The organism is Stenotrophomonas sp. STEN225 (assembly GCF_056756445.1).
Genome location: NZ_JBRRBV010000044.1, coordinates 1 through 517, shown reverse-complemented (window position 1 = coordinate 517; position 517 = coordinate 1). Strand labels below are relative to the sequence as shown.

The 517-nt window shown below is 57.8% G+C and carries 3 tRNA genes; all 3 read right to left on the bottom strand.

The features are described 5' to 3' along the window. Positions 1-26 precede the first annotated feature (26 nt). Positions 27-102, bottom strand: a tRNA-Glu gene (locus ACVOJ1_RS18980). 49 nt (positions 103-151) lie between these two features. Further along, positions 152-227: transfer RNA gene (locus tag ACVOJ1_RS18975), tRNA-Ala, on the bottom strand. Between the two features lie 179 nt (positions 228-406). Next, a tRNA-Glu gene (locus tag ACVOJ1_RS18970) sits at positions 407-482 on the bottom strand. Positions 483-517 lie beyond the last annotated feature (35 nt).

Here is a 517-nt window from a genome sequence, read left to right as displayed (position 1 = left end):
CGGCCGAAGCCGGGGTTTTCAGAAATTGGCGTCCCCACGGGGATTCGAACCCCGGTCGCCACCGTGAAAGGGTGATGTCCTAGGCCTCTAGACGATGGGGACGCACGAAAAACTTCAAGTTGTAGAACTTTCGACGGCCTAATGTCGAAAGTGGTGGAGCCAAGCGGGATCGAACCGCTGACCTCCTGCATGCCATGCAGGCGCTCTCCCAGCTGAGCTATGGCCCCGTGTTACCGAGCCGCCTATCATACCTGCGTGTTCACGTTTGTGGAAGCCTTTTGAGCTTTTTCGTTCCGGCGCCCCGCATACGATCCGGGAGACTACCGTGACGCCACAACCTGAATGCCGGTTGGCGGTGAACAAAAAAGACCCGGTTATCGGCCGGGTCCTCGTTGTTCGTGATGAGTGGCGTCCCCACGGGGATTCGAACCCCGGTCGCCACCGTGAAAGGGTGATGTCCTAGGCCTCTAGACGATGGGGACGCAATTCTCATCAATGTTCTTTAGCGACCTTTCGA